The sequence below is a fragment of the Rhizobium sp. Leaf306 genome, assembly GCF_001423425.1.
GTDB lineage: Bacteria > Pseudomonadota > Alphaproteobacteria > Rhizobiales > Rhizobiaceae > Neorhizobium > Neorhizobium soli.
In genome coordinates this window covers 483,386-508,865 of sequence record NZ_LMNX01000002.1, presented here as the reverse complement: position 1 = coordinate 508,865, position 25,480 = coordinate 483,386, and the positions used below count along the sequence as shown (strand labels likewise).

General features: G+C 61.3%; 23 protein-coding genes. 16 read left to right on the top strand and 7 right to left on the bottom strand.

Going from position 1 to position 25,480, the window contains the following annotated elements; translation table 11 throughout:
* The first annotated feature begins 117 nt into the window (after positions 1–117).
* From ASG19_RS10285 to ASG19_RS10270, 4 genes are all read left to right on the top strand, one after another.
* Positions 118–1,221, top strand: coding sequence for an ABC transporter substrate-binding protein (locus ASG19_RS10285; protein WP_062456071.1), 1,104 nt, complete (start codon positions 118–120; stop codon positions 1,219–1,221).
* A gap of 80 nt (positions 1,222–1,301) precedes the next feature.
* Positions 1,302–2,177, top strand: coding sequence for an ABC transporter permease subunit (locus ASG19_RS10280; protein ID WP_062456068.1), 876 nt, complete (start codon positions 1,302–1,304; stop codon positions 2,175–2,177).
* 11 nt (positions 2,178–2,188) lie between these two features.
* Positions 2,189–2,977 carry an ABC transporter permease gene (locus tag ASG19_RS10275; protein ID WP_062457958.1) on the top strand — a complete coding sequence of 263 codons (789 nt, stop codon included), beginning with the start codon at positions 2,189–2,191 and terminating at the stop codon, positions 2,975–2,977.
* 27 nt (positions 2,978–3,004) lie between these two features.
* Complete coding sequence (locus ASG19_RS10270) at positions 3,005–4,066, top strand: ABC transporter ATP-binding protein (RefSeq protein ID WP_062456065.1); 1,062 nt, start codon at positions 3,005–3,007, stop codon at positions 4,064–4,066.
* Between the two features lie 126 nt (positions 4,067–4,192).
* Here ASG19_RS10270 and metH read toward each other — a convergent pair whose 3' ends face one another.
* On the bottom strand, positions 4,193–7,963 hold the full coding sequence (gene metH / locus ASG19_RS10265; protein ID WP_062456062.1) for a methionine synthase: 3,771 nt from the start codon (positions 7,961–7,963) through the stop codon (positions 4,193–4,195).
* Between the two features lie 160 nt (positions 7,964–8,123).
* On the opposite strand from metH, the gene ASG19_RS10260 reads away from it, so the two are divergent.
* Positions 8,124–9,380 (top strand): AGE family epimerase/isomerase, encoded by a 1,257-nt coding sequence (locus ASG19_RS10260; protein ID WP_062456059.1) that lies wholly within the window; start codon positions 8,124–8,126, stop codon positions 9,378–9,380.
* Between the two features lie 16 nt (positions 9,381–9,396).
* On the opposite strand, the gene ASG19_RS10255 is transcribed toward ASG19_RS10260, so the two are convergent.
* The gene (locus ASG19_RS10255) at positions 9,397–9,792 is read right to left on the bottom strand and encodes a response regulator (RefSeq protein WP_062456056.1); all 396 of its coding nucleotides are present in this window, start codon (positions 9,790–9,792) and stop codon (positions 9,397–9,399) included.
* A 306-nt stretch (positions 9,793–10,098) separates the two neighbouring features.
* Between ASG19_RS10255 and ASG19_RS10250 the strand changes: the two genes are divergently transcribed.
* The 4 genes from ASG19_RS10250 (at position 10,099) to ASG19_RS10235 (ending at position 13,455) form a co-directional block, all read left to right on the top strand.
* Positions 10,099–11,616 (top strand): PAS domain-containing sensor histidine kinase, encoded by a 1,518-nt coding sequence (locus ASG19_RS10250; RefSeq protein ID WP_062456053.1) that lies wholly within the window; start codon positions 10,099–10,101, stop codon positions 11,614–11,616.
* Positions 11,603–12,223 (top strand): response regulator FixJ, encoded by a 621-nt coding sequence (fixJ, locus tag ASG19_RS10245; protein WP_062456050.1) that lies wholly within the window; start codon positions 11,603–11,605, stop codon positions 12,221–12,223. The genes ASG19_RS10250 and fixJ overlap by 14 nt, the downstream gene beginning before the upstream one ends.
* A 140-nt stretch (positions 12,224–12,363) precedes the next feature.
* On the top strand, positions 12,364–12,735 hold the full coding sequence (locus tag ASG19_RS10240) for a transcriptional regulator (RefSeq protein ID WP_139283807.1): 372 nt from the start codon (positions 12,364–12,366) through the stop codon (positions 12,733–12,735).
* Positions 12,736–12,813: 78 nt separating this feature from the next.
* On the top strand, positions 12,814–13,455 hold the full coding sequence (locus ASG19_RS10235) for a helix-turn-helix domain-containing protein (RefSeq protein ID WP_244476138.1): 642 nt from the start codon (positions 12,814–12,816) through the stop codon (positions 13,453–13,455).
* Positions 13,456–13,463: 8 nt separating this feature from the next.
* Here the strand turns inward: ASG19_RS10235 and ASG19_RS10230 are convergent, their stop codons facing one another.
* The 5 genes from ASG19_RS10230 to ASG19_RS10210 form a co-directional block, all read right to left on the bottom strand.
* Positions 13,464–14,192 (bottom strand): copper homeostasis protein CutC, encoded by a 729-nt coding sequence (locus ASG19_RS10230; protein WP_062457952.1) that lies wholly within the window; start codon positions 14,190–14,192, stop codon positions 13,464–13,466.
* A 5-nt stretch (positions 14,193–14,197) separates the two neighbouring features.
* The gene (locus ASG19_RS10225) at positions 14,198–15,160 is read right to left on the bottom strand and encodes an ROK family protein (protein WP_244476137.1); all 963 of its coding nucleotides are present in this window, start codon (positions 15,158–15,160) and stop codon (positions 14,198–14,200) included.
* On the bottom strand, positions 15,157–16,713 hold the full coding sequence (locus ASG19_RS10220; protein WP_062456041.1) for a VOC family protein: 1,557 nt from the start codon (positions 16,711–16,713) through the stop codon (positions 15,157–15,159). The genes ASG19_RS10225 and ASG19_RS10220 overlap by 4 nt, the downstream gene beginning before the upstream one ends.
* Before the next feature lie 113 nt (positions 16,714–16,826).
* Positions 16,827–17,978, bottom strand: coding sequence for a M20 family metallopeptidase (locus tag ASG19_RS10215; RefSeq protein WP_062456038.1), 1,152 nt, complete (start codon positions 17,976–17,978; stop codon positions 16,827–16,829).
* 31 nt (positions 17,979–18,009) lie between these two features.
* Positions 18,010–18,582, bottom strand: a complete 573-nt coding sequence (locus tag ASG19_RS10210) for a DUF922 domain-containing protein (protein ID WP_244476136.1) — start codon at positions 18,580–18,582, stop codon at positions 18,010–18,012.
* A gap of 185 nt (positions 18,583–18,767) precedes the next feature.
* Here ASG19_RS10210 and ASG19_RS10205 point away from each other — a divergent pair, with 185 nt between their 5' ends.
* The 7 genes from ASG19_RS10205 (at position 18,768) to ASG19_RS10175 (ending at position 25,461) form a co-directional block, all read left to right on the top strand.
* Positions 18,768–19,520 carry a FadR/GntR family transcriptional regulator gene (locus ASG19_RS10205; protein ID WP_062456032.1) on the top strand — a complete coding sequence of 251 codons (753 nt, stop codon included), beginning with the start codon at positions 18,768–18,770 and terminating at the stop codon, positions 19,518–19,520.
* Between the two features lie 71 nt (positions 19,521–19,591).
* Positions 19,592–20,497, top strand: a complete 906-nt coding sequence (gene kdgD, locus ASG19_RS10200) for a 5-dehydro-4-deoxyglucarate dehydratase (protein ID WP_062456029.1) — start codon at positions 19,592–19,594, stop codon at positions 20,495–20,497.
* Between the two features lie 4 nt (positions 20,498–20,501).
* A complete protein-coding gene (locus ASG19_RS10195; protein ID WP_062456024.1) occupies positions 20,502–21,653 on the top strand; it encodes a mandelate racemase/muconate lactonizing enzyme family protein in 1,152 nt (383 codons plus the stop codon).
* Positions 21,653–22,534: an amidohydrolase family protein gene (locus tag ASG19_RS10190; RefSeq protein ID WP_062456021.1), complete on the top strand. Its 882-nt coding sequence runs from the start codon at positions 21,653–21,655 to the stop codon at positions 22,532–22,534. The genes ASG19_RS10195 and ASG19_RS10190 overlap by 1 nt, the downstream gene beginning before the upstream one ends.
* Positions 22,535–22,585: 51 nt before the next feature.
* A complete protein-coding gene (locus ASG19_RS10185; RefSeq protein WP_062456018.1) occupies positions 22,586–23,572 on the top strand; it encodes a TRAP transporter substrate-binding protein in 987 nt (328 codons plus the stop codon).
* A gap of 87 nt (positions 23,573–23,659) precedes the next feature.
* Positions 23,660–24,181 (top strand): TRAP transporter small permease, encoded by a 522-nt coding sequence (locus ASG19_RS10180; RefSeq protein WP_062456015.1) that lies wholly within the window; start codon positions 23,660–23,662, stop codon positions 24,179–24,181.
* On the top strand, positions 24,181–25,461 hold the full coding sequence (locus ASG19_RS10175; RefSeq protein ID WP_062456012.1) for a TRAP transporter large permease: 1,281 nt from the start codon (positions 24,181–24,183) through the stop codon (positions 25,459–25,461). Before ASG19_RS10180 ends, ASG19_RS10175 begins: the two co-directional genes overlap by 1 nt.
* Positions 25,462–25,480: the final 19 nt, after the last annotated feature.

The window sequence follows — 25,480 nt, the reverse complement described above, 5'->3', positions numbered from 1 at the left end:
AAATTCCTGAAATACAGGCCTGATTTCTAGCATGCGCTTGGAATGCGCGCTGTCACATACGATACACACAATGGCTCTACGAGTCGCGCCGAGACGCTCAACCCCAGGAGGACACCCGTGCTCAAGAACGCCCATCGTCTGCTGTCTCTGACGACAGCAGTCCTCATCGCTTCCACCAGCCTTGCAGCAGCCGAGCCGAGCGCGGAACTGATCGCCGCCGCCAAGAAGGAAGGCGCGCTGACCACCATCGCCCTGCCCCACAGCTGGTGCGGCTACGGCGACGTGATCGCCGGCTTCAAGGCCAAGTACGGAATCGAAGTCAACGAACTGAACCCGGACGCGAGCTCGGGCGACGAAATCGAAGCCATCAAGGCCAACAAGGGCAACAAGGGCCCGCAGGCTCCTGACGTGATCGACGTTGGTCTGTCCTTCGGCCCGTCCGCCAAGGCCGAAGGCCTGATCCAGCCTTACAAGGTTTCCACCTGGGACTCGATCCCGGCTGAAGCCAAGGATGCTGAAGGCTACTGGTACGGCGACTATTACGGCGTTCTCGCCTTCATGGTGAACAAGGATCTCGTCAAGGAATCGCCGAAGGACTGGAAGGATCTTCTGAAGTCCGACTACGCGAACGCCGTCGCACTCGCCGGCGACCCGCGCTCTGCAAACCAGGCTGTCCAGGGCGTCTATGCTGCCGGTCTCTCCGCCGCTAAGGGCGATGCCGCCAAGGCTGGCGAAGAAGGCCTGAAGTTCTTCGCAGAACTCAACAAGGCCGGCAACTTCGTTCCGGTCATCGGCAAGGCTGCCCCGTTCGCACAGGGCTCCACCCCGATCATCATCGCCTGGGACTACAATGCTCTGTCCTGGGGCGAAAGCCTGAAGGGCAACCCGCCTTATGAAGTCGTCGTTCCGCAGTCGGGCGTCGTTGCCGGCGTCTATGTGCAGGCGATCTCCGCTTTCGCACCGCATCCGAACGCTGCCAAGCTCTGGATGGAATACCTCTATTCCGACGAAGGCCAACTCGGTTGGCTGAAGGGCTATTGCCACCCGATCCGTTTCAACGATCTTGCCAAGAACAACAAGATCCCGAAGGCACTGCTCGACGCCCTGCCGCCGGCCGCGTCCTATGAAAAGGCCGTATTCCCGACACTCGAACAGCAGGCTGCCGGCAAGACCGCGATCACCACGAAGTGGGATTCCGTGGTCGGCGCCAACGTCAAGTAATCTAGCCTAGACGGCCTTCCCGCTCCGCTTTTATGGGCGCGGGGAGGCCTTTTTCCTCCTCCGACAGAAACACCGGATTCATGTCCACCGCATCATCGTCCTTCATCGACCGCCGTACCGTCGTCGATTGGCTCGGCGTCGCGCCGTTCATGATCTTCGCGTTGATGTTTCTGATCGTCCCGACCTTCTATCTTGTCGTCGGCGCCTTCTTCACGCCCGAGGGAACACTCACCTTCAAGAATATCGCGGACCTGTTCACGCCGACGATCCTTTCGGCCTACTGGATCTCGATCAAGGTCTCCTTCGCATCGTCGCTCGGTGGCGCGATCATCGGCTTTGCGCTTGCCTGGGCGATCGTTCTCGGCGGCCTGCCGTCCTGGATCCGCTCCAGCCTCCTGACTTTCTCCGGCGTCGCCTCGAATTTTGCCGGCGTGCCCCTCGCCTTCGCCTTTATCGCCACGCTTGGCCGCACCGGCCTCGTGACCGTCTTCATGCGCGACTGGTTCGGCTTCAATCTCTATTCGACCGGCTTCAATCTCCTGTCCTTCGTCGGTCTCACCCTCACCTACATGTTCTTCCAGATCCCGCTGATGGTGCTGATCCTGACCCCGGCACTCGACGGTCTGAAAAAGGAGTGGCGTGAAGCCTCCGAGATCCTCGGCGCATCCACCTGGCAATATTGGCGCATGGTGGCGATGCCGATCCTGTGGCCAAGCCTCCTCGGCACCAGCCTGCTTCTCTTCGCCAACGCCTTCGGCGCGATCGCCACGGCCTATGCGCTGACCGGCTCCTCGCTCAACATCGTGCCGATCCTGCTTTATGCGCAGATCCGCGGCGACGTGCTGCACAATCCGAACCTCGGCTATGCGCTGGCACTCGGCATGATCGTCATCACCGGCGCCTCCAACGTCTTGTACATCTGGCTGCGCATGCGCGCCGAACGCTGGCAGAAGTGAGGATGCGCGAGATGAAGATGACAAAATTCTTCGCCTGGCTCGCCATCGCCGTCGGCGTCATCTACTTTTTCGTGCCGCTGCTCGGCACGTTTGAATTCTCGTTGCGCATGCGGCGCGGCGAATACTCATTCGATGCCTACGGCTCGGTGTTTTCGGATGCCGCCTTCCGGGCAACCTTCGGCTTCTCCATGCTGATGGCGCTGCTCACCATCATCTTCGGCATGCTGCTGATCGTGCCGACGGCCTACTGGGTCAGGCTGCGCGTCCCCCAGATGCGACCGGTGATGGAGTTCATCACGTTGATGCCGCTGGTCATCCCGGCGATCGTCATCGTCTTCGGATATCTCAGGCTCTACAATTCGTCGTCCTACATCCCGTTCACCGGTTCGACCTTCGGCACCAACGTGCTTCTGGTCATGTCCTACATCACCCTGTCGCTGCCCTACATGTATCGCTCGGTCGATACGGCGATGCGCACCATCGACGTCAGAACATTGACGGAAGCGGCGGAAATCCTCGGAGCCAAATGGCCGACGATCCTGTTTCGCTGCATCTTCCCGAACGTGATGTCGGGCGTGCTGTCGGGCGCCTTCATCACCTTCGCGATCGTGATGGGCGAATTCACCATGGCCGCCCTTCTCAACCGACCCGCATTCGGTCCCTATCTCCAGCTCGTGGGCGCCAACAAGGCCTATGAGCCGTCGGCGCTCGCCGTGATCGCCTTTGCAATCACCTGGCTTTCGATGGGCCTGCTCCAGCTCGTTTCCCGTTTCAGCAAGATGGCACCCTCCCGGGCTTAGGGACTGCGCCTCAAGGATTTTCACCTCATGTCGTTTCTCGTTCTCGACGGTATCAAGAAAAGCTTCGGCCAGACGCAGGTCGTCAAGGACTTCCATATGGCGATCGAGAAAGGGGAATTTGTCTCCTTTCTCGGACCGTCCGGTTGCGGCAAGACCACGGTTCTGAGGATGATCGCCGGGTTCGAGAACCCGAGCGACGGCACGATCTTCATCAACGGCCGCAACCAGTCGGGCCTGAAAACCAGCCAGCGCAATATCGGCATGGTGTTCCAGGCCTATGCCCTGTTTCCCAACATGAGCGTGTTCGACAACGTCGCCTTCGGCCTCAAGGTCGCTGGCATGTCGAAGGCGGATATCGACGCCCGCGTGAAGGAAATGCTGAGGCTGATTGGCCTTGAACACCTGGCCGACCGTTACCCGTACCAGATGTCCGGCGGCCAGCAGCAGCGTGTCGCACTCGCCCGTGCGCTCGCACCAAAACCGCAGGTCCTGCTGCTGGATGAACCGCTGTCAGCGCTCGACGCGAAGATCCGCGTATCCTTGCGTGAGGAAATCCGCCAGATCCAGATGAAGCTCGGCATCACAACGGTCTTCGTCACCCACGATCAGGAGGAAGCGCTGTCCATCTCGGATCGGATCGTCGTCATGAACGCCGGTCGCGCCGACCAGATCGGCACGCCGTCGGAGATCTACAACCGCCCGGCCACCCGCTTCGTCGCCTCGTTCGTCGGCACGCTCAACATCATCGACGCGATCGTCGTAGATCCGGCCGCCAACACCATCCGCATCGGCGACAACATCATCACGCTGCGCGAACCGATCGGCGCCTTGAACCAGGGCGACACCGTTTCGATCGCGCTGCGCCCCGAAGCCGGCTCGCTGTCTGAGAGCGCCACGGGCGATACGGCTTTAACCGGTACCGTCGTCTCGACGCATTTCCTAGGGTCCGTCGTGCGCACCCGGTTCACCGCGGGCGGCAACCAGATCTCGTTCGACATGTTCAACGCGCCGGACAAGGTGCTGCCGCAGCCAGGCGAAACAGTGACCCTGCGTTTCGCCGCAAGCGACCTGCTGGTGGTCAAGGAATAGGCGCTGCGCGCCGCGACTGGAAAATGCTTGATCGCTAACAATGCAGCAATATCAAACGGAAGAAGCCGGCAAGTGATTCAACTTGCCGGCTTCTTGATTCAATCTGTGAACATGGCGGCAGACCGCCTAAGCGGCATCCTCGACCGCGGTCACATTGGTCGGGATATAGTTCAGCACCGGGCCGAGCCAGCGTTCGACTTCCTCGATGGCCATGCCCTTGCGGGATGCATAATCCTCGACCTGGTCCCGTTCCACCTTGGCAACGCCGAAATAGTAGCTGGCGGGATGGCCGATATAGAAGCCCGAGACGGATGATCCCGGCCACATCGCGTAGCTCTCGGTCAGCGTCACGCCCGTCGCCTTGGTAGCGTCAAGCAACCGGAACAGCGTTTCCTTTTCCGTATGGTCGGGTTGCGCTGGATAGCCCGGTGCCGGACGAATGCCGGCATACTGCTCGTGGATCAACTCGTCGCTGGTGAGCGTCTCATCCGGCGCATAGCCCCAGTACTCCTGACGCACGCGCTGGTGCATGCGTTCGGCAAACGCTTCCGCAAACCGGTCGGCGAGCGCCTTGACCAGGATCGACGAATAATCGTCGTTCGCCCGCTCGAACCGTTCCGCGATCGCCACTTCCTCGATACCGGCCGTGACCACGAAGCCGCCGACATAATCCGCCTTGCCGCTCGAAACCGGTGCGACGAAATCCGACAGCGCCACATTCGGCCGGCCGTCACGCTTGGACAGCTGCTGGCGCAGCGTGAACAGCGTCTCGAGCTCCGTGCTGCGCGTCTCGTCGGTAAACAGCTTGATGTCGTCGCCGACAGCGTTGGCCGGCCAGAAGCCGATCACGGCCTGGGGCCGGAACCACTTTTCCGCAATGATTTTTTGAAGCATCGCCTGCGCATCTGCAAACAGATGCCGCGCGGCCTCGCCCTGCTTCTCGTCTTCGAGAATGGCCGGGTAGCGACCCTTCAATTCCCAGGTCTGGAAAAACGGCGTCCAGTCGATATAGGTCGCAAGCTCCGCCAGATCGTAGCCTTCGAACACTTTCGTGCCGAAGAACTGCGGCTTCTTGGGCTCATAGGATGTCCAGTCGACCGTCTCGGCATTGGCGCGGGCACGCTCGATCGGCAGCCGCTTTTTGTCCGCTTCCGAGCGGGCATGCGCCGCCGCGACCTTGGCATATTCGCCGCGGATCGTCTCGACATAGCCATCCTTCGCGTCCGGCGACAGAAGCGCCGAGACGACGCCGACGGCGCGCGAGGCATCCGTAACATAGACGGCCTGGCCCCGCTCATACCGCGGATGGATCTTGACGGCCGTATGAACCCGGCTGGTCGTGGCACCGCCGATCAGCAGCGGAACGTTGAAGCCCTGCCGCTCCATTTCGGCTGCCACATGCACCATTTCGTCGAGCGACGGCGTGATCAGGCCCGACAGACCGATGATATCGACCTGCTCGGCAATTGCCGTTTCGAGGATCTTCGTCGCCGGTACCATCACGCCGAGATCGACGATCTCGTAATTGTTGCAGGCGAGCACGACGCCGACGATGTTCTTGCCGATATCGTGGACGTCGCCCTTGACGGTTGCCATCAGGATCTTGCCGGCGGTCTTGCGCTGGTCGCCGCCGTTGAGGCGCTTTTCCTCTTCCATGTAAGGCAGCAGCACCGCAACCGCCTGTTTCATCACGCGGGCGGACTTCACCACCTGCGGCAGGAACATCTTGCCCGAACCGAACAGATCGCCGACCACATTCATGCCGGCCATCAGCGGCCCCTCGATGACGTGCAGCGGACGCGCGGCTTGCAGCCGCGCCTCTTCCGTATCGGCGTCGATAAATTCGGTAATGCCGTTGACCAGCGCATGCGACAGCCGCTCTTCCACCGAGCGTTCGCGCCAAGCCAGATTCTGGACCCTTGCTTCCTTGCCGGGGCCGCCACGATACTTTTCCGCCACTTCCAGCAGCCGCTCGGTCCCGTCGGCGCGGCGGTTCAGCACCACGTCCTCGCAGGCCTCGCGCAGTTCCGGATCGATGTTCTCGTAGATCGCCAGCTGACCGGCATTGACGATGCCCATGTCCATGCCCGCCTGGATGGCGTGGTACAGGAACACGGCATGCATCGCCTCGCGCACCGGCTCGTTGCCGCGGAACGAGAAGGAGAGGTTCGAAACGCCGCCGGAAATATGCACCAGCGGCATGCGTTCACGGATGGTGCGCGTCGCCTCGATGAAATCGACGCCGTAATTGTTGTGTTCCTCGATCCCGGTCGCAACCGCAAACACGTTCGGATCGAAGATGATATCCTCGGGCGGAAAGCCTGCCTGCTCGGTCAGGATCTTGTAGGCGCGGCTGCAGATCTCGACCTTGCGGTCATAGGTATCCGCCTGCCCCGTCTCGTCGAACGCCATGACCACGACGGCCGCGCCGTAATTGCGGATCAGCTTGGCCTGCGCCAGGAACTTTTCCTCGCCTTCCTTGAGCGAGATCGAGTTGACGATCGGCTTGCCCTGAACGCATTTCAGTCCGCCTTCGATGATCTCGAACTTCGAGCTGTCGATCATGACGGGCACGCGAGCAATATCCGGCTCGGCGGCGATCAGGTTGAGAAACTCGATCATCGCCTGGCCCGAATCGATCAGGCCCTCGTCCATGTTGATGTCGATGACCTGCGCGCCGTTCTCGACCTGGTCGCGGGCAACGACCAGCGCTGCCGCATAATCGCCGGCAGTGATCAGCTTACGGAATTTGGCCGAACCGGTGACGTTGGTGCGTTCGCCGACATTCACGAAGGGAATGTCCTTGGTCAGCGTGAAGGGCTCGAGGCCCGACAGCGACATGAACGGCGAATGCTCCGGGATCTGGCGCGGCTTGTACTTGGAGACAGCCTCGGCGATCGCGCGAATATGCTCCGGCGTCGAGCCGCAGCAGCCGCCGACGACGTTGACGAGACCTTCGCGGGCAAATCCCTCGACCTGCTTCGCCATCATTTCAGGCGTCTCGTCATACTGACCAAACTCGTTGGGCAGGCCGGCATTCGGATAGGCGCAGATGAAGGTGTCGGAAACGCCCGACAATTCCTGCAGGTGCGGACGCATGGCATCTGCGCCAAGCGCGCAGTTGAGACCGATTGTGAACGGGTTCGAATGGCGCACAGAGTTCCAGAACGCAGACGGCGTCTGGCCGGACAGCGTGCGTCCGGAAAGGTCGGTGATCGTGCCCGATATCATCACCGGCAGGCGAATACCCTTCGCCTCGAAGCGCTCCTCGCAGGCAAAGATCGCAGCCTTGGCGTTGAGCGTGTCGAAGATCGTTTCGATCAGAATGATATCTGCACCGCCGTCGATAAGACCGTCGATCTGCTCGCCATAGGCAATCCGCAGGTCGTCGAAGGAGACGGCGCGGTAGCCCGGATTGTTGACATCGGGAGAAATCGAGGCCGTCCGGTTGGTCGGCCCGATGGCGCCGGCCACGAAACGGCGGCGGCCGTCTTCCTTTTCGGCGCGGATCGCGGCCCGGCGGGCAAGGCGTGCCCCGTCGCGGTTGAGATCGTAGACAGCGCCTTCCATCTCGTAATCCGCCTGGGCGATACGGGTGGAGGAAAACGTGTTGGTCTCGAGAATATCGGCGCCGGCCTTGGCGTAACGATAGTGGATATCCTCGATCGCCTGGGGCTGCGAGAGAATCAGAAGGTCGTTGTTGCCCTGCTGGTGACAGGCGCAACCGATGAAGCGTTCGCCACGAAAATGCTCTTCGTTGAAGCCGAGCCCCTGGATCTGGGTGCCCATGGCGCCATCTATCACGAGAATTCGTTCGCGTGCGGCCGCCTTTAGAGCCGCAAGGATTTCCGCACCGTCGCGGCGATCGCCTTCGGGACCGAAGAGTTCATCAAACAAGGGACACACTCCTGAACAGCATCAAACGGTATTCATAATCATATAAAGATGCGTTTATATGATGTCCAGCCGTCGTGCCGTGAGTAATAAACGAATTGTCGATGACAGGCCATACTCCTGACGGTATAGCCTTGAAGCAGAATGCAAAAGGGAGAGAAGCATGAGCGACGCGGGCCAGGTATCGAAATTCTGGAGCGATCTGCCCTACCACCGGCGTTGGCTGCTGCAACAGGCTGACGGCCTGTTCGATTTCTTCCAGCACAGGGCCATCAACCCCAAGGGCGGCTTCTTCGATCTCGACCCCACCGGCAACCCGCTCCCCGGCGACAATCCCGTTCGCGGCATTCACGCGTCTGCCCGCATGGTGCACTGCTATTCTATCGGCTATTTGTTGGGACGTCCGGGTACGGGCGACCTGGTCGACCACGGCATGAATTTTCTCTGGAACGGTCACCGCGACCAACAAAACGGTGGCTATGCCTGGTCGATGAACGACGATGGCCCGGCCGACAGCAACAAGCAGGGTTACGGCCATGCTTTCGTGCTGCTCGCCGCATCCTCCGCCAAGGTCGTCGGCCATCCGCTTGCGGACGCGATGCTGGCCGACGTCACCGACGTGCTGGAAACCCGGTTCTGGGATCGCGAACACGGCGCCATCGCAGAGGAATTCGCGTCCGACTGGTCGCCGATCGACGGTGGCAGCTATCGTGGCCAGAACTCGAACATGCACCTGACCGAAGCGCTGATGGCGGCCTTTGAGGCAACCGGCGAACGGCATTATCTGGACAAGGCCGAAAGCATTGCGGACCTCGTGATCCGGCGCCTTGCCGGTAGCGTCGGCTTCCGCGTCGCCGAGCATTTCGATACCGACTGGCAGATCGACAAGGATTACTACCACAAAGACGAGATGTTCCGCCCGGCCGGCACGACACCTGGCCACTGGCTTGAATGGGCCCGCCTGACGCTGCAACTGTGGACGCTTGGCGACAAGAAGCACGCCTGGATGCCGGATGCGGCCAAGAACCTGTTCGTGCAGGCCATGTCACTCGGCTGGGACAAGGAAAAAGGCGGCTTTTTCTACACACTCGACTGGGAAGACAAGCCCGCCAAGACCAACAAGCTCTGGTGGCCGATGTGCGAGGGCGCAGCAGCTGCCCACTTCATCAACCAGCATCTGCCGGCCGACAGCTTCTACGAAGACAGCTACAGGCTGATCTGGGGCACCATTGCCAACAAGTTCATCGACCACAAGAACGGCGGCTGGCACGAGGAACTGACGGAAGATCTGGTCCCGGCTCACACCCTGTTTCCCGGCAAGGGCGACATCTATCACGCGCTGCAGGCATGCCTCATCCCGCTGTTTCCCGCGGATGGCAGCCTGACGAAGATGATCGTGGAGGCGGATGGCCGGATCTGACGGCCGGTTCCGCCGGTCAGCCGGCCGAGACCATGGAGCGGATCAGCGAGACAAGGCTGTCGTAGTCATAGGGCTTGGTCACCAGGCCCGAACGCGACAGGCCTTCGGCGCCTTCGACATTGCGATCGCCCGTCGCGAAGATGACCGGGAGATCCGGAAATTGGGCGCGGAGTTTGATGGTCAGTTGCAGGCCTGTCATGTCGGGCAGATGCACGTCGGTAACCAGGATATCGACCGGCTGCTCGGAGGCAAGGCCTAGCGCCTCACCCGCTGTGCCGGCTTCGACGACGCCCATGCCGGCATCCTGCAGGAAATCGGCTGTAGAGATGCGGATCAGGGCTTCGTCTTCTACGAACAAAACCTTGATCGGTGCGGCGCGCCCTTCATTTGCTTCGGCGGCTACGGTCGACATATCAAATTCTCCGGCAGCAGCCATGGCTGCGTGTGTGTTACCAGTCTGATTCTGGTTGATAACCTAGCGGAATGTTTAGGCCAAGGCCCAGCCTTATCGGGTTTACCGATCAATTGCACGCCGGGATGAACAGGGTTCCGGAGCGAATGCGCGGTTTCTCTGACATATGGTGAAAAGCATGTGTATGAAGACCCCTCCCCGATTTGCCCGTTGGACGCTGCATTTAAGCCTGTGCTACAACGCGTTCAAGACATCCGCGCCCGTCTCTCCGCGCGCCTGTCGATCGCCTTTTCAGTAGGATGAGCGATGATCCTAAGCGAAATGACCGGGCGCACCGAACGCTTCGTACAGTTCATTCAGAAACGTGATTTCACCCGTGGTGAGGTCTATCTCCTTGCTGTCGTCGGCTTCCTGGTCGGCTTTGCAGTTCGTCTGGCTCTTTCCGTTCCCATGAACGGCAAGGGGATCTACTTCTTTTTCGTGCCGTCGATCATCTTCGCCTCCGTCATCGGAGGCTTGAGACCGGGTGTGGTCGCGGCAGTCCTCTCCGTAATCGGTGTCTGGGCGTTGAAGGAACTGTCACCCGTCAGCGCGACCTCGGCGGAACTGAGAGTGGTCGCTCTGACCAGCCTGGCAATCGCGGTCACCGGCAAGGTCCTGCATATCGCCCGTATCATCATCGCAAAGACCCAGGCCAAGGCCGAGGTTCGCGAGGCGCATCTGCGATCGATCCTCGACACCGTGCTCGATGCCACTATCGTCATTACCAAGGAAGGCATCATCGTCTCCTTCAATTCCGCGGCCGTTCGCCAGTTCGGATATACGGAAGACGAGGTCGTCGGACGCAACCTGCGTATCCTCATGCCGGAGCCCTACCACAGGGAGCATGACGGCTATCTCGAGCGCTACGCGCGCACCGGCGAGAAGCGGATTATCGGCCGGGATCGCGTCGTGGTCGGCCGTCGCAAGGATGGCTCCACCTTCCCGATGAAGCTTGCCGTTGGCGAAACCCGGTCGGGTGGCGAGACCTTCTATACCGGCTTCGTGCGAGATCTTACCGAACGCGCCGAATCGGCGGCACGATTGCAGGAAATGCAGGGTGAAGTTGCCCGTCTCGCGCGACTGAACGAGATGGGTGAAATGGCCTCGACCCTTGCCCATGAACTGAACCAACCGCTTTCGGCCATCGCGAACTATGTCCACGGCTGCGCAAGACTCCTGCGGGACATGGACGACGACATGGCGTCGCGATTGCGAGACGCGCTGAAGGAAGCCGGCAACCAATCGCTCCGCGCCGGGCAGATCATCAAGCACCTGCGCGAATTCGTGACGAAGGGTGAAACGGAAAAAGCGCCCCACAACATACGCCGGCTGATTGAAGAAGCCGCGGCTCTGGCCTTGGTCGGCTCTCGGGAAAACGGCGTGCGGACGATGTTCGAATTCAACGACGGCCCGGAAATCGTCGTCGCTGACAAGATCCAGATCCAGCAGGTCCTGACCAATCTGATGCGCAACGCAATCGAAGCGATGCGCGACAGTGAGCGGAAAGAGCTCACGATCCGCACGCTGGTCCAGGACGACGAGCACGTGGCTGTGGTCGTCGAAGACACAGGCCCCGGGATTGCGGAGGAGATCGAGGCCCAATTGTTCAAGCCATTCGTGACGACCAAGGCGGGTGGTATGGGAATCGGACTTTCGATATGCAAACGTATTATCGAAGCCCATGACGGTGAGATGGTGGTCACCCGAAATGTCGCCGGAGGTGCCACGTTCCGGTTCACGCTGCCGTTGTACAAGGAGGACGAAGAGAATGCCGACCGCTGACTACGTGGTGCATATCGTCGACGATGAGGAGCCGGTGCGCAAGTCGCTCGCCTTCATGCTGACGATGAACGGATTTGCCGTGCGCGTGCATGAAAGCGCGACAGCCTTCCTGAAATTTGCGCCCGGAACTCGCAACGCCCTGCTCATCAGCGACCTCAGGATGCCCGATATCGGGGGTCTCGAGCTGATCAGGTCACTCGCCGCCCAGAAGATCCGGATGCCTGTGATCTTCATAACCGGCCACGGCGACGTGGCAATGGCAGTGGAAGCAATGAAGGCCGGCGCTGTCGATTTCATCGAAAAACCGTTCGACGATACGACCATCATCGAAGCAATCGAGCGGGCTGCCAAGCTTCTCGTCGAAAAGCCGACGGAAGTGACCGAGGTGCAGGAAGTGTTGAGCCGCCTCCAGTCGCTCAGCGATCGCGAGCGCCAGGTCCTTTTGGCAGTCGTTGCCGGCTTGCCGAACAAGTCGATCGCCTACGATCTCGACATCAGCCCCCGGACGGTTGAAGTCCACCGCGCCAACGTGATGGCCAAGATGCGGGCGCGCAGCCTGCCGCAACTGGTTCGGATGACCATGGCGGCCGGCTTCGACCAGGAGTGACGCCGAACCTGAACAAACGGACAATCCGCGATTTAATTGCAACTTCTTGATCTAACGCAAAGTCCGCTTGGGGCGCGGCGCGCATATTACAATCGGCGTCCAATGTCGCCCTAGCGCCCCCCGGATCCTGGATAGTCCACGTGTTGTCACCCTCGACCACTATTGCAGTGATCGCTCCGGATGCCGGGCTTAGACAGTCGCTGGCGTTCGCGCTGGAGGTCGAAGGTTTTCAGGTCCTCTCCTATGAAAGCTGGTGCGCGGGCCACGCTTCGGCAGCCTCGTCCGCGTGCACGATCATCGACTCCCACGAAGTCCACGGCAACCTCGACGCCCAGCACAAGCTTCTCGACTCTCCCAGCCGTTTCATCATGCTGGCAGACGGAATGACGCCGATCCCATCCAAAAACACGGCGCGCATCCTGATAAAGCCGTTCGATGGTGCCGAACTCCTGCGGATGGTGAGGGATTTCGCCCATCTGAGCCACGCCACGCCAGCACCGGTTGCTACGTAGAACTCCGTAGGGAGACACCTCAATATCGCCGACGAGTGGCTTGCGGCATCCTAGCTCTGATCACTTGGAGGAAGAGCCGTGAACGCTCCGGTCGCGAACGCCCAGGCAAAGATGCTAAACGCAACGCCGATCGCGTTTCCGTGTTCCTCCGCACCAGTCACCCGGGTTACCCAGGTCCAGACCTATGCCGGCGGCAAGGAAATCTACACGCCCGGCGAGAAATCCGGCACGTTCTACGAGGTCGAATTCGGCGCCGTCCGCCTCCATCGGCTGCTGTCCGATGGCCGCCGTCAGGTCATCGGCTTCTACCTTGCCGGCGAGACCTTTGGTTTTGAAGCCGACCGCACGCATGCCTTTTTTGCGGAAGCGATCGTTCCGACGGGACTGCGCAGGTTTTCCCAGCCCGGCAATGGCGACGACATTCTGAAGCTCGCCTTGCGCGGCATGCTGCGCGCCCAGGAGCACTTGGCGGTCATCGGCCGCCAGACCGCGGTGGAGCGCATCGCCGGCTTCCTGCTGGACATGGCCAACCGCCAGGGCAATCTCGACCATTTCGACCTGCCGATGTCGAGACTCGACATCGCGGATTATCTCGGCCTGACGATCGAAACCGTTTCGCGTGTGTTCGCAAAGCTGCGCGCATCCAACCTGATCAAACTGCAAAGCGTCCGCTGCGTGCAGATCCAGGACTTCAAGGCCCTCGCCAGCCTCTGCGCCTGAGCGAACCCTCAGCTGCCGACACCATCCAAGATCGTCCGCATCTCGCGCACGATGACTTCGCTTGTCCGGTATGATTGCGTAGCCTCAAAACCGAACTCGACAGCCCTGCTGTCACCGCGCTTGAGAACAGCGCGGCAGGAGCCGTGGACCTCGCGGGCACCGGTGCAGTTCAACAATTCGACAACGTTTGCCGGCGTGACCCCGCTGCCCGGCATGATCGACAACCGTGTCCCGGCTTGATCGACCAGTTGCTTCAACAGGTTCACGCCGTCTATGGCGCGCGGAACCAGCCCGGACGTCAGGATGCGCTCAACGCCGAGCGTCATCGCCACGTCGAGGGCCTCAACCGGATCAGGCACCAGATCGAAGGCACGGTGCAGCGTCACACCGAGACCGTCAGCATGTCGCATCAGGCGTTCGAGCAGCGCCACATCGAGACGGCCGTCGGCCAGATTCGCACCGATCACCACACCCGCCAACCCGGCGGACCGCACAGCGTCGATATCGCCGAGCATCGCGGCCTCGTCACCGAGACCGAAGACGAAATCCCCTGCCCTCGGTCGGATCATCGCATAGACCGGGGTCGACGCTTTCGCCGCCAGTGCCATCAGCCCCGGCGAGGGCGTCAGTCCGCCCAGATCGAGCGCCGCGCAGAGTTCGATCCGGTCGGCCCCGCCTGCCACAGCCGCCTCGAACCCCTCAGGCGTATCGACACAGACTTCGAGCGTGATCCGCATCGCCATCAGCCCTCCTGCCGGCCGAGCACCGCTGCCCCGACCAGCCCACCATCCGCCTGCCGAAGCGCCGGGATCACCAATGGGTGACTTATCCGGTTGAGGATGCGTTTGCGCACTGCTCCGTCCAGCAGGTCGATCAGTGCCGAAACGGAGGCCAGTCCCCCTCCGACGGGCACGACCGACGCCCCTGTCGTGTTGACCGCGAGCGCCAGGGGATCGGCAATCAGTTCCAGCCAGACGGCGATCGTCTTTTCCGCCAACGCATCGCCGGCCTGCCAGTCTTCAATGATCGTGTGACTGGTCTCGGCTCTCTCATGGAGCAGGCCGTCGATACGCTCTATCCCGCGTGCGCCGCCGACCGTATCGGCACAGCCGGACTGGCCGCAACCGCAGGCCAGGCGCGGAATGTGGATCGTCTCGCCGGCGATCTCGACGGTCGTATTGACGATCGGCCCGTGGCCCCATTCGCCGGTCACGCCGCCCGCACCGCGCACCAGCTTGCCACCAATCGCCAGACCACCGCCGATCCCGGTGCCGATGATGGCGCAGAACACGACGTCATGGCCCTTGCCGGCACCTTCACTGGCTTCGGCAAGCGTCAGACAATCGGCGTCGTTGGCCGCAACGACCGGCCTTCCGAGCCGCGCGGAAAGTTCCGCCGCCACGGGACGTCCTGTGATGCAGGGAATGTTGGCGGCAATCGAAACGCCGGTCTTGGGATCGACGATCCCGGTGATCGACAACGCCAGCGGCGTCGAGTCATTGTCTTTAACCAGATGGGCATGCCGCGCGATCAGGTCAGACAGCGCTGCCACGAACGCATCCCAGTCGGACGCGGGTGTTGGAACCCGCTCCAGAGGCTCGATGACGCCAGGCTTCGGCGACACCGCGAACTTGATGAACGAACCGCCGATATCGGCACAGAATACCGGCTTGTCGTTTCCGGTCGTGAACACGTTACCTGTCAACCAATCCGCTCCTTGAGCCATTCGTGCACGATGACCTCGTCTTCCGCGTCGAGGCCATGATTGGCATCGAGTACCCGGGCCGTCACGTCGGCCCCGGCCGTCCGTAGCCTGTCCTCGATCTCGCCGGCAAGTGGGCCGTAAAAATCGTTGATGGCGCTGAGTGACAGGACCTCTGCCCCGGAAAGATCAACGACGGGTCGGTCTTCCAGCACGTTCATTGAGCGCAGCAGCACTGCCTTGCGGATCAGCTCAGGGTAAAGCTGCATCGTCGCTCCGATCATGTTGCCGCCGTTGGAATAACCGAGGAACGCGGTGCGCGCCGGATCCGCGCCATAGGCCGGAGCGATATCCTCGATGAACCCGACGAAAGCCTCCACTTCCGAGGCTATCTCCTTCTGGTCGAACGTCGTCTGACTGAGCCTGCGGAAAAACCGCGGATAGCCCTCGTCCACGGAGCGGCCGCGCAAACCGATCAGCATCGCATTGGGTGCCGCCTTTCGGCCGAGCGGCAGCAGCGCCGTTTCGTTGGCGCCGGTGCCGTGCATCAGCACCAGCGTCGTGCCGTCCCAGTTGTCAGGCATGTGGACCCGATGCACGAACGGCAGGTCGCGGTAGATGACGCGTTCCTCGCCCGGCAGACCGAACTGCGGCAGCATCACCTTCAGCGCCTCGTGGTCCGCCTTGAAATGCTTCGGAATGAACAGCTGGCTTCCGAGCGTCTCGACCGGTTCATCGGTGGCAAAACCCGGCCCGTCCGAGGCGAGTTCGATCAGCGTGCCGCCCGGCTCGCGCACGTAAAGCGAATGGAAATACTGCCGGTCGTGGATGTTCATCTCGCCCGAATCGGCAGCAGCAAGCTCTGCATGCACCGCTTCGACCGCCGCGCGATCGGTGGCGCGAAACGCGATATGATCGATCGCGCCCGTCCCCGGTGCTGCAGTCCAAAAGCCTGAAGCGTCGCGGACATCGACGATATCATGCGCATCCGAAACCAGCCGCTGGATGTTGCCTTCCCGGCTTCCAACAGCCAACCCCATATGCCTCACAAGGAATTCAGCGGTCTCCTGAGGCTTCTCGGAAAGGATCGTCGCGCCGTAAAGCCTGCGGACTGCGTTTTCTTCGGCAATGCCACCATCCTTCCACCAGACCCAGGGTCCCGTTTCCTCGACGCCGACGAGCTTGACGATGATCCCGTCCGGATCCGTTAGGCGCAGCACGGGCTGGCCGAATTCCTGCGCCGGCCCGGATAGCTTGATGTTATATTGGAGGGCCCTCGTTAGCCAGAAGCCGATCGCTTCCGGCGAAATCTCCAGGCTGATCTCGCTTGGCGCCCCATGCCCCACCCGGCCGAGCGATCCGTCCTCCCAGGCAAGAAACGTCACGATCGATCCGGGCGATGCGGCACCGTCGCCGTAAAACAGATGCAACTGCTGCGCATCCTCGAAACCGGCGGTCCGCTTCACAAGCCGCAATCCGAGGAAGCCGACGTAGAAGTCGACATTCGCCTGTATCTTGCGGGTGATGGCGGTGATGTGGTGCAGGCCGCTGGTCATGTCGGAATTCCCGATTGGTCTTCGATATCAGCCATATGGACGCAATTTCTGGACGATGAAAAGATGCCGTGATGGGTGCGGCCGGTGCCGCACCGTTCACAAAGCGGCACCCGTCAGGCTTCGGGCTCGAGCGACATCATCAGGTTGGCCAAGAGGGCCGTCCGCGGCGCAACGCTCGACAGCAAAATATACTCTTCGAACGTATGCGCTCCTGCGCCATCAGCGCCCAAGCCATCGAGCGTGGGCACGCCAAGCGCTGCGGTGAAATTGCCGTCGGAACCGCCGCCGGTCGTGACGCCCTCCAGCGCGATGCCCAGATCCGTTGCGACCTTCGCTGCGCTATCGAACAGTCTCCGCCCCGCATCCGACTGCGCGAATGGCGGCCGGTTCATCTGTCCATTGATCTCAAACGTAATATCCGGATCGACCGGCTGCATGGCGGCGATCTTCGCCGTGACTTCCGTGGCGGCCGCATCGTCGGGCACGCGCACATCCACCTGCATGCGGCATTCCGCCGGCACCGTATTGCGGCCGGTGCCGCCGCTGATTGTGCCGACCGTGACGGTAATGCCCCGCTCCGTGTCGTTCAGCGCCTCCAGATCGAGCACAAGCCTTGCTGCCGCCCGCACGGCGCTTCGTCCGTCCTGTGGCCGTGTGCCCGCATGCGAGGCCCGGCCACGCACGACGATATCGTACATCGCCACACCCTTGCGGGCGATGACGATCTTGCCGCCGTCGCGCGCCGGTTCCACCACCAGCGTATAACCGGCGCTGCGTGCGCATTCCTCCATGAAGGCCCGCGACGAAAAGCTTCCGACCTCCTCATCCGGCACGAAAACGAGATCGACCGGCATTCTGCTGCCCTTTGCAACCGCGATCTTCAACGCCTCCAGCGCCATCAGCGCACCGGACTTCATGTCGTAGATGCCGGGTCCGTAGAGCTTGTCGCCGTCCTGGCGAAGTGGGAGCTGGTTATCGATCACGCCGATCGCATGGACCGTATCCAGATGAGCGAGCACCAGAACCGATCTCTCGTTGCTCCCTGCCTGCCGGGGTGATCGGACCGCCAGAATATCGCCGAACCCGAGCGTGCCCGGCAGCCGTTCGATGGAAAGCCCGGCCTTTTCCGCGATTGCTTCGACGCGATCAACCAGACGGTTCACCGCCGCCGCATTGCCGGAGGGTGTCTCGATCCGCACCCACTCTTTCAGCTCTTCGATCAGAGCCTCGGCATCGACATCACCAGCGGAAATAACCTGCGTCATTGAAAGCTTCCTTTGAAAAATTCGCCTGTCTCTAGCGCTCGTTGACGAGCTGGAGGATCAGCTGCTGCACATTGCCGCCATCGCCGAGTTCTACCTTGTCGAAATCCCGGTTGCGTTGCTGATGGGCGGGAAAGATGACGGCGATCTTGCTCTGGAGTTCAGCCCGTACCTTGGTGCATTTCGGATCGTTAGGCACCGAAAGCCCGATACTGGCCGCCTCGATCTGGCGCACGAGATCCTCGATCATCGCGCCGTGGACCCGCTCGTGCCGGCGCACACCTGCGGTGAACGCGTCCCATTTCTGCTGAAGCGCTGGCGACAGTTTCGAAGTCAGCTTCGGAAGCGTGTAGATGATGATGATGTTGGGCCGCGCCGAAACCAGCGTGCAGGCGCCATCCTGCTGCGGTTCGTATTTGCGCGACCAGGTCAGCTTGAAATCCGTATGGGCGATCGCCCGAACCTGGCTGCCGACCTTGGGGCCGTTTTCGCCGATCGAGGAGTAGAGCTCGATGCCGGACGTGCCTTTGACCGGATAGGTCTTCACCTGCTCCACCGGCTTCCACTGCGCCTGGGCTGCCGCCGGCCAGAGACTAAGAGCACACAACAGACCGATACACCGAACTCTCTCGCGCACTCATCACCCGACATCTGAAATCAATGCCGCAACCTAGAGACAAGTGCGGCCGCTTTCAACTGCCGCAAAGGCTCCATAAGCAAAAGCCGTGACAACGAAGCCGACTTATCATACAGGTTAACGGGAGCAGATAACGAGAGCGCAAGGAGAGACGCATGGCTGGAGAGACGAGGCTGGAGCCGGCAAAGGGTGCAGGAACGCTGGTGTCTCAGCTGACGGATACATTGCGCCAGGCGATCGCCGCCGGTCAGTTCACGGCCGGTGCGCGGCTGCCAAGCGAAGCGCAGCTGACGGAGACCCACGGCGTCAGCCGCACCGTTGTGCGCGAGGCGATCGCCGCACTCCGCGCCGACCGTCTTGTGGAAGCGCGCCAGGGTGCCGGCGTCTTTGTGCTGGAACCACGGCAAAACAACCAGCCCACGATGCTCTCGCTCAACAATATCGATCTTGCTCAGGTGTCCTCGATGATCGAGCTCCTGGAGCTCAGAACCGCCGTCGAAGTCGAGGCTGCAGGCCTTGCAGCGGTGCGCCGCTCGCCGGCACAGGAAGAGAGTATCTTCGAGCACCACCATGCCGTCCGCGCCTGTCTCGAGGCAGACAAGCCGACCAGCGAGGCGGATTTTGCACTGCATCTCGCCATTGCAGAAGCGACCAACAACCCACGTTTCCGCGAGTTCCTGACCATGATCGGCAAGCGGCTGATCCCCCGTGCGGCCCTGCGTCCGGACGATTCCGAATCCGATCAGGCGGCCTATATCGCCCTTCTCGACAAGGAGCATGACGCGATCGTCGTGGCAATTTCGGAAGGCGACGAAGAAGGCGCAAGGCAGGCCATGCGCAGCCATCTGCGCGGCGCGCAACTGCGCTACCGGACGCTCCTGCGCGAAGTTCGCCAATCTGTCAGATGACGTGTTGACACAAATTCATCATACATGTACGACAACATTGTCTGGAGGAGACACTGAGAGGATAACACTACATGACGCCTGAAGAGATCAAGGCAGCGCTTGGCGCCGGCCTGCTGTCGTTCCCTGTGACCCATTTCGATGCCGAGGGCCAGTTTCAGCCTGAAAGTTATCAGCGTCATATCGAGTGGCTTTCCGGCTTCGAGGCGCCCGTTCTCTTTGCCGCCGGCGGCACCGGAGAATTCTTCTCGCTGGCCCCCGACGAAATTCCCGCCATCGTGAAATCCGCCAAGGAAGCGTCCGGCAAGACCGCGATCGTGTCGGGCTGCGGCTTCGGCACCCGTGTCGGCGTCGACCTTGCAAAGAAGGTCGAGAAAGCAGGCGCGGACGGAATTCTGCTTCTGCCCCACTACATGATCGATGCGCCGCAGGAAGGCCTGTACAAGCATGTGAAGGCGATCTGCCAGTCGGTCGGCATCGGCGTCATGGTTTATAACCGCGACAACTCCGTGCTTCAGGTCGACACGCTGCAGCGTCTCTGCGACGAATGCCCTAACCTGATCGGCTTCAAGGACGGCACCGGCGATATCGGCCTCGTGCGCCAGATCACGGCCACGATGGGCGACCGGCTGATGTATCTCGGCGGCATGCCGACGGCGGAACTGTTCGCCGAAGCCTATCTCGGTGCCGGCTTCACCACCTATTCGTCGGCCGTCTTCAACTTCGTGCCCGGTCTTGCCGTCGAGTTCTACAAGGCGCTGCGGGCCGGCAATCGCACCCGCTGCGAACAGATCCTCACCGAATTCTTCTACCCGTTCATGGCGCTTCGCGGCCGCCGCAAGGGTTATGCCGTCTCGGCCATCAAGGCCGGCGTGCGTCTGCAGGGTTTCGATGCCGGCAAGGTCCGCCCGCCGCTTGATGACCTGACGGAAGAAGAAGAGCAGATCCTGCTGAAGCTCATCGGCGATCAGAAGCGGTGAACCTATGAAGATCGCTTCGGTCCGCACCCACCTTCTTGAACACAGGCTGGATGTCGCCTTCGAAAGCGCCTCGATGCGCTTCGACCGCCGCGCCCATATCCTGGTCGAGATCGAGTGCGACGACGGAACCATCGGCTGGGGCGAATGCCTTGGCCCGGCCCGGCCCAACGCAGCTGTGGTGGCGGCGTATACAAACTGGCTGATCGGCGAAAACCCGCTGGAAACCGAAAAGATCTGGGCGAAGCTCTATAACGCATTGCGTGACCAGGGCCAGCGCGGCCTTGCCGTGACTGCTCTCTCGGGCATCGACATCGCGCTCTGGGACATCAAGGGCAAGCATTTCGGCGTGCCGATCTCGATCCTGCTCGGAGGCCGTTTTCGCGAAAGCGTCAAGGCCTATGCCACCGGCAGCTTCAAGCGCGACGGCGTCGACCGCGTCGAAGACAATGCCCGCGATGTGGCCCGCTACCGCGACGAAGGTTTCCACGCGACCAAGATCAAGATCGGCTTCGGCGTCGAGGAAGACCTTCGCGTCATCCGCGCCGTGCGGGAAGCAGCCGGTCCCGAAATGCGGCTGATGATCGACGCCAACCACGGCTATGACACCATCGAAGCCGTCAAACTCGGCAACGCGGCGGCACAATACGATATCGACTGGTTCGAAGAGCCCGTCGTGCCGGAACAACTCTCCGCCTACCGCGAAGTCCGTGCCCGCCAGCCGATACCGGTTGCCGGCGGCGAAACCTGGCACAGCCGATGGGGCATGCGCGAGCCGGTGGAAACCCGCGCCGTCGACATTCTCCAGCCCGATCTTGCAGGCGTCGGCGGGTTTACCGAGGCCAAGCGCGTCGCCGATCTCGCGGCGCTTCATGGTATCCGCGTTGTGCCCCATGTCTGGGGCACGGCCGTCCATATCGCCGCCGCCCTGCAGTTCATGGCCGCGATGATCCCGAGCCCGGTTCGAGTCAATCCGATCGAACCCATTCTCGAATTCGATCGCACCGACAACCCTTTCCGCCAGGCGGTGATCAAAACGCCGATCGAACATCGGCAAGGCGTGGTGCAGATCCCCGATGGCCCAGGCCTCGGGATCGAGATCAACCGCGACGCGCTGAAGGAATTCAAAATGCCTGAACCGAAGTCGGGAGAGGTCTGATGCTTGTTCGTCCGCTCTCCGGAGACGCGCCCAAGACGAAACTGCCAAAAGGCGCGGTCGACTCGCAGATGCATATGTATCTGCCGGGTTTCCCATCGCAGCCCGGCGGCCCCGGCCTGCCGGTCGGCACACTTCCCGATGCGGAGCAGTATCGCCAGTTCATGGCATGGCTCGGCATCGATCGTGTCGTGATCACGCAGGGCAATGCCCACCAGCGCGACAACACCAACCTGGTCGCCTGCCTGAAGGAAATGGGCGATGTTGCCCGTGGCGTCGCTGCAGTCGCGGGTGATGTCTCCGATGGCGAACTCGACCAACTCGCCGAAGCCGGTATCGTCGGCCTGCGCATCATGGATCTGCCCGGCGGTGCAGTGGACCTTTCGGCGCTCGAAGCACTCGACGCCAAGGCTGCCGCCCGCGGCTGGATGCTCGCAGTCCAGTTCGACGGCAGCAATATCCTTGAGCATGAGCCACGCCTTGCCAAACTCAAGAGCCGCTGGGTGTTCGACCATCACGGCAAGTTCTTCTCAGGCGCAACGCCTGACGGCCCGGAAATCGCAGCGCTGAAGCGACTGATGGATATCGGCAGATGCTGGTTCAAGTTTGCAGGCGTCTACGAGTCCTCGAAGTCCGGCGCACCTGATTATGCCGATGTCGCGGCCTTCTCGCGCGATATCGCCGCCTACGCGCCTGAACGCATCGTCTGGGGCAGCAACTGGCCGCACAACCTTGCACGCGAGCAGAAGGACTATCCGGACGACGTCGCGTTGACCGACACGGTTCTAAGCTGGCTGGCGGACGAAGAAGCGCTTGAGCTGGCGCTCGTGAAGAACCCGGAACAGCTGTTTGGCCTTCCGGACTGGAGTGCATCGAACAAATAAATTTAATCACCGCCGGCGCGTGGAGGCGACGGCTTTTTGGAGGAGGAAGACATGAAACTGACGAAAGCCCTCGGGCTCGCATTTTGCCTGGCGCTGGCCACCACCACGGCCCATACAAGCGTCCGCGCGCAGGAGATCACCCTGCGCTCTGCCGATATCCATCCTGATGGCTATCCGACTGTCGAAGCAGTCAAATACATGGGCGACCTCGTCAAGGAACGCACCAGCGGCCGCATCGGCGTGCAGGTGATGAACAACTCGGTTCTCGGCGGCGAGAAGGACACGATCGAGCAGACCCGTTTCGGCGTCATCGACATGAACCGCGTCAATGCCGCGCCGTTCAACAACCTCATCCCCGAGACGGTCGTTCTCGGCCTGCCCTTCCTGTTCCGCTCGACCGACCACATGCACAAGGTCGTAGACGGCCCGATCGGCGACAAGATCCTTGCCGCCTTCGAACCACACGGCCTGATCGGTCTGGCCTACTACGACAGCGGCGCGCGCTCCTTCTACACCACCAAGAAGCCGGTCGAAAAACTGGCCGACCTCAAGGGCATGAAGATCCGCGTCCAGCAGTCCGACCTCTGGATCGCGATGATGCAGGCCTTCGGTGCCAACCCGACGCCGATGCCGATGGGCGAAGTCTACTCGTCGCTGGAAACCGGCGTTGTCGACGGTGCTGAAAACAACTGGCCGTCCTACGAATCGGCCCGTCATTACGAGGTCGCCAAGAACTATTCGCTGACCCAGCATTCGATGAACCCGGAAATTCTGGTCATGTCGAAAGTCTCCTGGGACAAGCTGACGCCCGATGACCAGAAGGTCATCCGCCAGGCCGCGAAGGACAGCGTCGTCAAGATGCGCGAACTGTGGGCTGCCCGCGAAAAGTCTTCGGAAGAAAAGGTCCGCGCCGGCGGCGTCAAGGTCATTACCGTCAACAAGGACGAGTTCTCGGCCGCGATGAAGCCGGTCTACGACAAGTTCGTGACCGACGCGAAGATGAAGAGCCTGTTGGAAGAAATCCAGGCCGTCAACTGACAGCCCTGATCGGCCGGCCCCGCCACACCGGGGTCGGCTGTGCTTTTCCGACATCGGGGAACGTGTCGGGCTTTGGAGGACGGGACAATGCGAAATTTCATGCAGGCGATAAGACCTGTTCTTAGCATGATCAGCCGATCATCATTGTGGATCGCCGGTATCGGCATGGTCTCGATGACCCTGATCGTCGGCTGGCAGGTTTTCAGCCGTTATATTCTCAACGATAGTCCCAGCTGGTCGGAGCCGTTGTCGCTCTATCTGATGTCCTGGTTCATCATGCTTGGCGCTGCGGTCGGTGTTCGCGAAAGCGTCCATCTCGGGCTCGACGTTGTTCGCTACATCATGCCGCCGGCCATCCAGCGGGCCATGGACCTGCTCAGCCTCGGACTGATCGTGCTGTTTGGCATCGGCATGGCCTATTACTCATCGCTTCTGGCGATCGGGACCTGGACGGCGCGCATCCCCGTACTCGGATGGCCCGGCGGTACGGATTTCTTTCCGATGATCGTCGGTGGCGCAATGATATCGATCTTTTCACTCGAACGTTTCATCGACGTCGCGATCGGCGAGGAAATCGCAGCGGACGTACTTGTGCAGGAGGCCGCATAATGGCCTATACCATTCTTTTCGGCGCCTTCACCTTTCTGATGATCATCGGCATGCCGATCGCATTTTGCCTCGGCATCGCATCCTTCGCGACGGTGCTCTATATCGGCCTGCCCCCGATCGTCGTCTTCCAGCAGATGAATTCCGGCATGAACGTGTTTGCCATGATGGCGATCCCGTTCTTCATCTTCGCAGGCGACCTGATGGTACGCGGCGGTATCGCCACTCGGCTGATCCGCTTTGCGGCCGGCCTGGTCGGCCACATGCGGGGTGGCCTCGGCCAGGTCAACGTGGTCGCTTCGACCCTGTTCGGTGGCATTTCCGGTTCTGCGGTGGCCGACGCTTCGGCGGTCGGCGGCCTGATGATCCCGCAGATGGCAGCTCGCGGCTATGACCGGGATTATGCTGTCAACGTGACGGCAAATGCTGCGATCATCGCGCTTATGATCCCGCCGTCGCACAACATGATCCTTTATTCGATCGCAGCCGGCGGCAATGTCTCCGTCGCCGATCTCTTCACCGCGGGCATCATTCCCGGACTGCTTCTCGCCGCCGCCTTGATGGTCACGGCCTGGTGGGTTGCCGTCAAGCGCGGTTACCCGGCGGACCCGTTCCCCGGCTTCAGGCGTGTGGGTTACTACTTCCTGGCGTCGCTCCCGGGCATCCTCCTGATCGCCATCATTTTCGGCGGTGTCCGCTCGGGCGTGTTCACGGCAACGGAAAGCTCCTGCATCGCGGTACTCTACGCCTTCCTTGTCGCGATGATCGTCTATCGCGAACTGAACTGGGATGGTTTCGTCGAAGCGGTTATGGGTGCTGTCCGCACCACGGCAATGGTCTTGCTGGTGATCGGCATGGCTGCCTCGTTCGGCTGGCTGATGGCTTTCCTGCAGGTGCAGACGCTGATCATCGCCGCGATCTCGGCCATCTCTGACAATCCGATCATCGTGCTCTTGATGATCAATATCATCCTGCTGGTGCTTGGCACGTTCATGGACATGGCGCCGATGGTGATCATCGCGACGCCGATCCTGCTGCCGGTCGTCAAGGCGTTCGGCATCGATCCCGTCCATTTCGGCGTGGTAATGATCCTCAACGCCGGTATCGGACTGAACACGCCTCCGGTCGGAACCGTGCTCTTCGTCAGCTGCGCGGTGGGCGGGATCACCATCCGCGAAGCCATGAAGACCATCTGGCCGTTCTTCGGCGCCAGCATCTTCGTGCTGCTGCTGGTCACCTATATCCCCGGCCTCTCGCTCTGGCTGCCGGCTCTGTTCAAGTAGGCCGAGGCTGTTCAAGTCG

What these genes read in the sequence shown, in the direction of transcription:
- ASG19_RS10195 (WP_062456024.1), top strand. Translation starts at nt 20,502, where the DNA reads ATGAAGATCGCTTCGGTCCGCACCCACCTTCTTGAACACAGGCTGGAT.
- ASG19_RS10275 (WP_062457958.1), top strand. Translation starts at nt 2,189, where the DNA reads ATGAAGATGACAAAATTCTTCGCCTGGCTCGCCATCGCCGTCGGCGTC.
- ASG19_RS10205 (WP_062456032.1), top strand. Translation starts at nt 18,768, where the DNA reads ATGGCTGGAGAGACGAGGCTGGAGCCGGCAAAGGGTGCAGGAACGCTG.
- ASG19_RS10190 (WP_062456021.1), top strand. Translation starts at nt 21,653, where the DNA reads ATGCTTGTTCGTCCGCTCTCCGGAGACGCGCCCAAGACGAAACTGCCA.
- ASG19_RS10175 (WP_062456012.1), top strand. Translation starts at nt 24,181, where the DNA reads ATGGCCTATACCATTCTTTTCGGCGCCTTCACCTTTCTGATGATCATC.
- ASG19_RS10180 (WP_062456015.1), top strand. Translation starts at nt 23,660, where the DNA reads ATGCGAAATTTCATGCAGGCGATAAGACCTGTTCTTAGCATGATCAGC.
- ASG19_RS10230 (WP_062457952.1), bottom strand. Translation starts at nt 14,192, where the DNA reads ATGCGGATCACGCTCGAAGTCTGTGTCGATACGCCTGAGGGGTTCGAG.
- ASG19_RS10260 (WP_062456059.1), top strand. Translation starts at nt 8,124, where the DNA reads ATGAGCGACGCGGGCCAGGTATCGAAATTCTGGAGCGATCTGCCCTAC.
- ASG19_RS10220 (WP_062456041.1), bottom strand. Translation starts at nt 16,713, where the DNA reads ATGACCAGCGGCCTGCACCACATCACCGCCATCACCCGCAAGATACAG.
- fixJ (WP_062456050.1), top strand. Translation starts at nt 11,603, where the DNA reads ATGCCGACCGCTGACTACGTGGTGCATATCGTCGACGATGAGGAGCCG.
- ASG19_RS10270 (WP_062456065.1), top strand. Translation starts at nt 3,005, where the DNA reads ATGTCGTTTCTCGTTCTCGACGGTATCAAGAAAAGCTTCGGCCAGACG.
- ASG19_RS10250 (WP_062456053.1), top strand. Translation starts at nt 10,099, where the DNA reads ATGATCCTAAGCGAAATGACCGGGCGCACCGAACGCTTCGTACAGTTC.
- ASG19_RS10255 (WP_062456056.1), bottom strand. Translation starts at nt 9,792, where the DNA reads ATGTCGACCGTAGCCGCCGAAGCAAATGAAGGGCGCGCCGCACCGATC.
- ASG19_RS10185 (WP_062456018.1), top strand. Translation starts at nt 22,586, where the DNA reads ATGAAACTGACGAAAGCCCTCGGGCTCGCATTTTGCCTGGCGCTGGCC.
- ASG19_RS10280 (WP_062456068.1), top strand. Translation starts at nt 1,302, where the DNA reads ATGTCCACCGCATCATCGTCCTTCATCGACCGCCGTACCGTCGTCGAT.
- kdgD (WP_062456029.1), top strand. Translation starts at nt 19,592, where the DNA reads ATGACGCCTGAAGAGATCAAGGCAGCGCTTGGCGCCGGCCTGCTGTCG.
- ASG19_RS10215 (WP_062456038.1), bottom strand. Translation starts at nt 17,978, where the DNA reads ATGACGCAGGTTATTTCCGCTGGTGATGTCGATGCCGAGGCTCTGATC.